Annotated in this window: 5 protein-coding genes; 3 read left to right on the top strand and 2 right to left on the bottom strand. The window is 67.0% G+C overall.

Going from position 1 to position 8,959, the window contains the following annotated elements; genetic code table 11:
• From QPK29_RS33025 to cphA, 3 genes are all read left to right on the top strand, one after another.
• Window positions 1-627: group II intron maturase-specific domain-containing protein (locus tag QPK29_RS33025; RefSeq protein WP_400189944.1), on the top strand; the 627-nt coding region annotated here is incomplete at its 5' end.
• Window positions 628-833: 206 nt separating this feature from the next.
• Window positions 834-2,291 (top strand): iron-containing redox enzyme family protein, encoded by a 1,458-nt coding sequence (locus tag QPK29_RS33020; protein WP_371772372.1) that lies wholly within the window; start codon window positions 834-836, stop codon window positions 2,289-2,291.
• 64 nt (window positions 2,292-2,355) lie between these two features.
• Window positions 2,356-4,989, top strand: a complete 2,634-nt coding sequence (gene cphA / locus QPK29_RS33015; protein WP_371772371.1) for a cyanophycin synthetase — start codon at window positions 2,356-2,358, stop codon at window positions 4,987-4,989.
• A gap of 4 nt (window positions 4,990-4,993) precedes the next feature.
• Here the strand turns inward: cphA and QPK29_RS33010 are convergent, their stop codons facing one another.
• Entirely contained in the window at window positions 4,994-7,705 is a 2,712-nt protein-coding gene (locus QPK29_RS33010) for a PAS domain-containing hybrid sensor histidine kinase/response regulator (RefSeq protein ID WP_371772370.1), read from the bottom strand.
• A 76-nt stretch (window positions 7,706-7,781) separates the two neighbouring features.
• A complete protein-coding gene (locus tag QPK29_RS33005; protein WP_056132061.1) occupies window positions 7,782-8,666 on the bottom strand; it encodes a LysR family transcriptional regulator in 885 nt (294 codons plus the stop codon).
• Window positions 8,667-8,959: the final 293 nt, after the last annotated feature.

Below are 8,959 nucleotides of genomic sequence, written 5' to 3'. Positions count from 1 at the left end.
CTCGACGAGGTGGATCGCGAGCTTGAACGACGGGGACATCGCTTCGCCCGCTACGCCGACGACTGCAACGTATATGTATGCAGCCGGAAAGCTGGTGAGCGGGTGATGGCTCTGCTTCGACGCCGCTATGACAAACTGTGCTTGAAGATCAATGAATCGAAGAGCGCAGTGGCAAGTGTGTTTGGCCGCAAATTTCTGGGCTTTGAGCTGTATAAGACCGGAAAGGATGAGGTTAAACGCGCTGTGTCCCGGAAGGCGCTGGAGACATTCAAGCAGAAGATCAGGCAGCTTACCCGCCGATCTGGCGGACGCAGCATCGAGCAGGTGATTGAAGGTCTGCGCCCCTATGTATTGGGCTGGAAAGGCTACTTTGGACTGGCGCAAACATCGAAAGTCTGGCGCACGCTGGACAAGTGGATGCGCCACCGGATGCGAACTATCCAGCTCAAGCACTGGAAGCGCGGCACCACGATCTATCGAGAATTGCTGGCCTTGGGCGCTCCGGTTGTTGTAGCCCATCGAATCGCGGCGAATAGCCGCAGATGGCAACGCAACAGCCGCTACCTGCTCAACAGCATATTTACTATTGCCTACTTTGACCGCCTTGGCATGCCTCGGCTCTCATAACCTCAACTTCTCGAACCGCCCGGTGCGGACCCGCATGCCGGGTGGTGTGGGAGGGGACCGGCCAGACTAGCTGGCCGCCCCTATCCCGATTGGCAACGATACAATTTTTGTAATCCCTGTCCGACATTCTGGAGGGAAGCGTACCGATTACGCCATCTCCGCCGGGTCCGCATAATCTTGGTAGAACATTTACCAAAAGATTTGTTATGACCTCCACTTTTGCCGTCGACAGCCCAACACGCGCAACAGGCCGGGACACCCGCCCGGTCCAGGTATCGTCCGCCAGGGACTTGTATTTCGCGCTGATGGACAACCCGGCCGCGGCCCTCGAGGCGTCCGGCGCGTTCCTGGCGGCGCAAATCGAGGTGGCGCGCGCCGAACCGTGCGAGCTGCCGGACGCCGTGTGGCAGCTGCAGGGCTGGATACAGGGCCGCGCCGAATCGGTCGGCATCGCCTACCGCGAATACCTGGCCGCGCGCAAGAACGGCGCGCCGCGCCGCTACTTCACGAACAAGTCGCATGCGCTGTACTTCCTGAAGGGCGTCGCGCCCACGAAGCTCGTCGACGGCGCCTGGCTGTACGGCACACTGTCGCGCTGGGAGAATCCGGAATTCCACCCGCTGATCAAGACCTATCTCGAAGAGCTGGGCGACGGCGTCCCGGACAAGAACCACGTCACGCTGTACCGCCGCCTGCTCGCAGCGCACGGTTGCGAACACTGGGAGACGCTGCCGGAGGACCATTTCGTGCAGGGCGCCATCCAGCTCGCGCTCGCCTACAACGCCGACGCCTTCCTGCCGGAAGTGGTGGGGTACAACCTCGGCTACGAACAACTGCCGCTGCATTTGCTGATCACGTCGTACGAGTTGAACGAACTCGGGATCGACCCGTATTACTTCACCCTGCATGTCACGGTCGACAACGCCGGCAGCGGCCACGCGCACAAGGCCGTGCAGGCGCTGCGCCACCTGATGGCGCAGTCCGGCGACCCGGCCGCGTTCTTCCAGCGCGTGCTGGACGGCTACCGGCTGAACGACCTGGGCGCGTGCACGACGTCCGTCATCGGCGCCTTCGACCTGGAAGCGGAACTGGTCGAGATCTTCAGCGCCAAGGCCGCCATCGGCAAGAACATGCATTCGGATTACTGCCGCGTGGCGGGCCGCTCCGTCAACGACTGGCTCGCCGATCCGCGGCAGATCCCCGAGTTCCTGACGAAGCTGGAGGAGTCGGGCTGGATCCAGCGCGGCGAGGACGTGGAGCAGAGCCGCTTCTGGCGCCTGATCCAGGGCGAGCGCGCGGAGATGTTCGGTGTCTTCTCGAGCTATGAGCAGCAGGTGCTGCGCGACTGGATCACGACGCCGCGCGACGCCATCGCCGCCGCGCGCACGACCCGCGTGCTGAGCCACCGCGCGCGCCAGCGCACGCTCGACAGCCTTACGCAGCATGCGCAGCGCAGCGGTTATCCGGAGCGGGGCCTGATCCGTCGCCGCCCCGCGGGCACTGGCGGCGACTCCGAACTGCACCAGCTGGAACAGCGCGTGGCGGCGGCCGCCGGCAAGCCGGAGGCGATGGCGATGCTGGCGCAGCTGATGTCGCCGTCCGTGCACCACACGGCGATCGGCCTGATGGCCACGCGGATGTATTCGCAGCTGCTCGACGCTTGAGAGTGAACGCAGCGGCGCGCGCACGCGCACGCGCGCCGCGACGACCGACAAACAAGGGACTCCCGTGCACATACTCGAACAACGCTTCCTGCGTGGACCGAACATCCACGCCGCCACCCCCTGCCTGCTGTCCGTGCTCAACCTGGACGATCTGTATGGCGTCTCGACCCGCGACCTCCCGCAATTCAACGAGGCGCTGCTGGCGCTGCTGCCGTCGCTCGCGGACTACCTGGTGCCGACGGGCCAGCCGGGCGGCTTCGCCCAGCGCCTGCGCGAAGGGACGTATCTCGCGCGCGTGATCGAGCATGTGACGCTGGGCCTGCAATGTCTCGCGGGCGCGCCGGTAGCGTTCGGCCGGACGCGTCCCGTGACGGGCAAGCCGGGCCAGTACCGCATCGTCTGCGCCTACCAGCTGGAAAAGATCGCGCAGCCCGCGTTCGCGCTGGCGGTGGACATCGTCGACGCGCTCGCGCACTGCCGCGCGTTCGACCTGGCGCCGCGCCTGGAGGAGCTGCGCGAGATCGCCGAGCGCTACGCGATCGGCACGAGCACCGCCGCCGTGCTGGCCGCCGCGCAGGAGCGGGGCATCCCCGTTACGCGCATCACGGAGGATGCGAACCTGTTCCAGCTGGGCTGGGGCATGAAGCAGAAGCGCATCCAGGCGACCATCACGGGCGACACGGGCACCATCGCCGTGCGCATCGCCAGCGACAAGCAGCTCACCAAGCAGCTGTTGCACGAGGCGGGCGTGCCGGTGCCGCAGGGCGAGACCGTGACGACGATCGAAGACGCCTTACGCGTTGCTCGCAAGCTGGATGCGCCGGTGACGGTGAAACCGTTGGACGCGAACCAGGGCAAAGGTGTGACGGTCGCGTGCCGCACGGATGAAGAAATCGAGCAGGCCTACGCGTACGCGCGCAAGTTCGGCCGCCACATCATCGTCGAACGCTTCATCGAAGGCGCGGATTACCGCGTGCTCGTCGCGGGCGGCAAGGTCGCGGCGGCGTCGCTGCGGCGGCCTGCGCACGTCGTGGGCGACGGCACGCACACGGTGCGCGAACTCGTCGACCTCGAGAACCGCAATCCCGCCCGCGGCGCGGGCCACACGAACATCCTCACGCAGATCGCGCTGGACGCCCATGCGGAAGACCTGCTGCGGCGCCAGGACCTCGTCCCGGACGCCGTGCCCGCGGCCGGCATGACGGTGTATCTGCGCGGGAACGCGAACCTGTCCACGGGCGGCACCGCCGAAGACGTGACGGACCTGCTGCCGGAATCCACGCGCCGCCTGTGCGTGCGCGCGGCCGCGAAGATCGGCCTGGACGTGGCCGGTATCGACATCGTCTGCCGCGACATCACCCAGCCGCTGGCGGACCAGGGCGGCGCCGTCATCGAAGTCAACGCGGCGCCAGGCATCCGCATGCACCAGCATCCCGGCAGCGGCACGCCGCGCGACGCGGGCGACGCCATCGTGCAGGGGCTGATGGGCGAGTTGGACGGGCGCATCCCGATCATCGCGTGCACGGGCACGAACGGCAAGACGACGACCACCTTGCTGATGGCGCACACGGTGCGCCTCGCCGGCAAGGTCACGGGCGTGACGACGACGCACGGCGTCTACATCGCCGGCAAGGAAGTCACGAAGGGCGATTGCACGGGCTACTGGTCGGCGCGCACGGTGCTCGCGTCGCCGGACGTGGAGTTCGCGGTGCTGGAGACGGCGCGCGGCGGCATCCTGAAACGCGGCCTCGCCTTCGACCGCTGCGACATCGGCATGGTGCTGAACGTATCGCCGGACCACCTGGGCCTGGACGGCGTCGACACGATCGAAGACCTCGCGCAGGTGAAGGCCGTGGTGCCGCTGGCGGCCAGCCGCGCCGTCGTGCTGAACGCCGAGGACCCGTTGTGCGTGGCGATGGCGCGTCGCGTGCATCCGGACGTGGAGATCGTGTACTTTGCCATGGAGGCGGACAACCCCGTGCTGCTGCGCCACCTGGAGGAGGGCGGCCGCGCCGTCTACTTCCAGGACAATTCGATCGTCGTCGCGGATGCGACTTACCACCAGGAGCTGCTGCGCGTGGAAGCGATGCCGATCGCGCTGGGCGGCCGCGCGCGCTACAACATCGCCAACGGGCTCGCGGCGGCGGCGGGCCTGATGGCGGCGGGTTTCAGCAACCTGCAGATCGCGACGGGCCTCTCGACGTTCGTCAGCGACGGCAAGACCAACCCGCTGCGCACGAACGTGTTCGACGTGCGCGGCGTGACGGTGATCGTCGACTACGCGCACAATCCGGCCGCGTACGCCGCGCTGGCGGAGATGGCGCGCTCGCTGCTGCCCGGCCAGCTGGTGGGTGTCGTGACGGCGCCGGGCGACCGCCGCGACGCCGACCTGCTGGAAGTGGGCCGCGTGTGCGCCGGCCGTTTCGACGAACTGGTCGTCTACGAATCGTCGAGCCGCGGCCGCGCATACGGCGGCGCCGTCGACCTGATCCTGCAGGGCGCGGAGGAGGTCGTCGGCAAGACGGATACCCTGCACCGCGAACTGGACGTGGGCGAGGCGATCCGCCTGGGCCTGTCGCTGTGCCGCCGCGGGGACGTCCTCGTGTTCGCGTGCGGGTCGTCGCTGGACGTGTTCGTCGAGGCGATCCGGCAGACGGACCCGGAAAGCGCGGCCAGGATCGCGGCGCAGGTGGGATAAGCCTTCAGCCGTGCGCCTGCGCGGCCGGTGCCGCTGCCGCCAGCGCGCGGTGCAGCGCGGTCATGTCGATCGGCTTCACGAAGTAATGGTCGAATCCCGCCGCCTTGGCGAGCACCCGGTCGTGCGCCTGTCCATACCCCGTCAGCGCGATGTACGCCGCATGGCCGGTCTCCGGCAGCCCGTGCAGGCGCCGCGACAGTTCGTAGCCGTCCATGTCGGGCAGGCCGATGTCGAGGATCAGGGCATCCGGATGCGACGTCCGGGCCGCGTCGAGCGCGCCGTGCGCGTCGTGGCGGATCGTGACCGTGTGGCCTTCGCTTTGCAGGAGCGCCGCCAGCGACGTCGCCGCGTCCGCATTGTCGTCGGCGATCAGGATATGCAGCGGATGGGATTCCCGCGCGATCGCGCGGGAGCCGTCGCGCGCGGCGTGCCTGCGGTCGAGCAGCGGAAGCGACAGGGTAAATGTGCTGCCCTTGCCGGGGCCGCCGCTGCGGGCCGTCACGTTGCCGCCATGCTGGGTGGCGATGCTGCGGACCAGCGCCAGGCCGAGCCCGAGGCCGCCCTGGGACCGGTCCGGTGTCTGCTCGGCCTGGGAGAACAGGTCGAATACATGGGGCAGGAAGTGCGCATCCATGCCGACGCCGTCGTCGGTCACGTGAATATGGACGCTGGATGTCACGACTTCGAGCTCGAGCCGGATGCGTCCGCCCATCGGCGTGTATTTCGCCGCATTGTTCAACAGGTTCGCGAGCACCTGCACGAGGCGCGTGCGGTCGCCAAGGACGAGCACGTGCTCCGGCACGAGGCGCACCGACAGCCGGTGGCGCCGGGCATCGATCAGGGGCCGGGATTGTTCGATCGCGGCGTCGATGGCGTCGCGGATATCGAGTTCCGCCCGGTCGATGGACACCAGGCCCCGCGTCACGCGGGACACATCGAGCAGGTCGTCGACGAGCTCCGTCATGTGCCTGACCTGGCGCGTGATGATTCCGCTGTATTTCCTGACGGTGTCCGCGTCGGTCCCTGCCTTGCCGAGCAGCTGCGCGGCGGTGCCGATCGGCGCCAGCGGGTTGCGCAGTTCGTGCGCGACCAGCGCGAGGAATTCGTCCTTGCGCCGGTTGGCCTGTTCCAGCGCGATTTCCGCCTCGCGCTGCAGCGTGATGTCGGTATTCGTGCCGAACCAGCGCACAATCCTGCCGTTCCGGTCGCGGATCGGCACCGCCCGCGAGAGGAACCAGCGATATTCGCCGTCCGCGCCGCGCAGCGGGAACAGGTCCTCCCACGCGACCTGCTGCCGGACGATCTGCTGGTAGTACTTCGCCTTGACCGCGTCCGCGAAGTCGGGATGGTGGACTTTTTCCCATCCCCACCCCTGCATGTCCGCGAGCGTCGTGCCGGTGTATTCGAACCAGCGGTTGTTGAACCAGAAGATCGCGCCGTCGCTGTGCGCCATCCACGCCAGTTGCGGGATGTTTTCCGCCAGCGTGCGGAACTGGTTTTCGCTTTCCCTGAGTGCCGACTGGGCTTTTTTCGCCTCGCTGATGTCGAGCACGACCCCCAGCATCCGGGCCGGCTTGCCGTCGCGGTCGACTTCGATCCTGCCGCGCGCCTGGAGATGGCGGATGCCGCCGTCCGGGTAGCGCAGGCGGTACTGGTACTCGAAAGGCTTGCCGGTGGCGAGCGATTCGGCGGTGCAGGCGTCGACGGCCGGGCGGTCGTCCGGATCGATCATGGCGAGATACACGGCTGACGGCCCGCCGTCGGCATCCGCGTCGGAGACCCGGAACATGCGCGCGAAGTTGCGGTCCGCATGCACCCGGTCGGCCTGGATGTCCCAGGTCCACGTGCCGACTTCCGCTGCGGCGAGCGTGCCTTCCAGGCGCGCCTGGGCATCCTGCAGCGCCGCCTGCAGGGCCTTCTGGTCGTCGATGTCGGTGCAGGTGCCCATCCACCGTTCCATGTCGCCGGCCTCGTTCCGGATCGGCAGCGCGCGCGCCAGCATCCAGTGGTAGTCGCCCGAGCAGTGGCGCAGGCGGTATTCGATTTCGTAGGGCTCGCCCGTGCGCAGGCTGTGTTTCCAGGCCCGCTCCGTGCGCGGCAGGTCGTCCGGATGGAGGATGGCCCCCCAGTTGTCGCCGATGGCGGCGCTTGCCGGCACGCCGGCGAAGTCGTAATGGCGCCGGTTGTAGTAATCGTGATAGCCGTTCGGCAGCGCCGACCACACCATCTGCGGGATGGCGTCGGCAATCTGGCGGAACCTGGCTTCGCCTGCCTCCGCCGCCTGCTGTTTCAAGACCTGTTCCGTGACGTCTTCCACGCAGTGGACGATGTAGACGACGTCGCCCGCGGCATCCAGTACCGGGGCGTTGACGGGCTTCCAGTAGCGCACCTCGAATCCGCTCGCGGCCGGTCCGCGCTTCGGGATATCGTATTTCTGGATCGGCATGGCGTCGGTTTCCCGGGTCCGCAGCACGCGGTCGAGCGAGGCGCGCAGGTTCGCGGCGCCGGTCGCGGTGGCATCCTCCGGGTTGTCCGGAAAAACGTCGAACACGTTGCGCCCCAGGATCTGCTCGCGCGTGGTCATCGTCGCGGACAGGCGCGCCTCGTTGGCGGCGACCATGGTGAAATCGGGCGTCAGGACGAGCAACGGAATGGGTGTCGCGTCGAACAACAGCCGGAAATCGGGTGCAAGACCAGCGGGCAGCGGTGTAGCCATGTCGCAACTCCTTCGGGTACGGCCATACTAAGCCGAAGTCCGGAATGGTGTCGCGCTGAAAGACATCCGTGTCACATTAATGCGCCTGCCGTGCGATCTCGAGGAAATTGCCCACTTTGGTCGACGAATTCCCTTCGAGCGACGCCAGCGCCAGCTTCGAACGGACTTTCGCATCCGCGATATCCACGTACGTCACCCCTTCGGCGTGGAACTGGCTGACGGACGCGGGCACGATCGACACGCCGAATTCCGCGGCGACGAGGCTGACGACGGTCGACAGCTGCGGCGCCTGCTGGCCCGGCATCGGTTCGAACCCCGCGTGGCGGCAGGCCGAGACGATCTCGTCGTGGAGCATCGGGCTGGCCGCGCGGGGAATCAGCACGAACGGTTCCTGCGCCAGCGCGGACAGGGGGATCCGGGTGCGCCGCGCGAGCGGGTGCGTGACCGGCAGCACGGCCTTCATCGACTCGCTCGCGATGTCCTGCAGGACGACGCCGGCGAACGAGTGCACGCCTGGGCGCAGGAAGGCCAGGTCGATCCGGCCTTCCTCGAGTTGCGCCAGCAGGTGCGCCGTCGTGCCTTCGGTGAGCGTCAGGCCGACACCGGGATAGGCATTGCGGAATTCACGCACCAGCGCGCGCACGATCGGGTGGAACGCGGCGGACGCCGTGAAGCCGAGGTGCAAATGGCCCGTCTCGCCGCGTCCGGCCCGCTGCGCGTTCAGGGTCGCGTGCTCCACGTCGCCCAGCAGGCGCTTGGCGTCGACGAGCAGCGCCTTGCCGGCGTCGGTCGGCACCACGCCATGGCCGGTGCGGTGGAACAGCTTCACGTCCAGCTCCCGTTCCAGCGCGTGGATCTGCTGGCTCAGCGGCGGCTGGCCGATGCCGAGCCGTTCCGCCGCGCGGGTGATATTGCCTTCCTCGGCGACGGCGACAAAGTAGCGTAAATGTCTGAGTTCCATGCGGTATCTGTGAAAAGTATGGATCCTAGATTATCCATATATTGGACAGCATAGTGAGATTTCGCGATAATACAGGTATCCCACGGACAAGTTTTTTTGCGGCGAGAGCCGCATGGACGCGTTCCGGCGGGCCCATAAATCAACTTGGAAGAGTGCTGGAATGTCAGAAGCGATAAAAAAAGTGCAGGAGCGAAGGCAGCCGATCCGTAACGTGAACATTACGGACATCACGATGAACTACAAGCAGCCGCCGTCGGCCATCGTGTCGATCCTGCACCGTATCAGCGGCTTCG

The sequence above is a fragment of the Massilia orientalis genome (genome assembly GCF_030411975.2).
GTDB classification, from domain to species: domain Bacteria; phylum Pseudomonadota; class Gammaproteobacteria; order Burkholderiales; family Burkholderiaceae_D; genus Telluria; species Telluria orientalis.
Note: the sequence above shows the minus strand (reverse complement) of the source record. Positions and strands in the feature narration are given on the sequence as shown.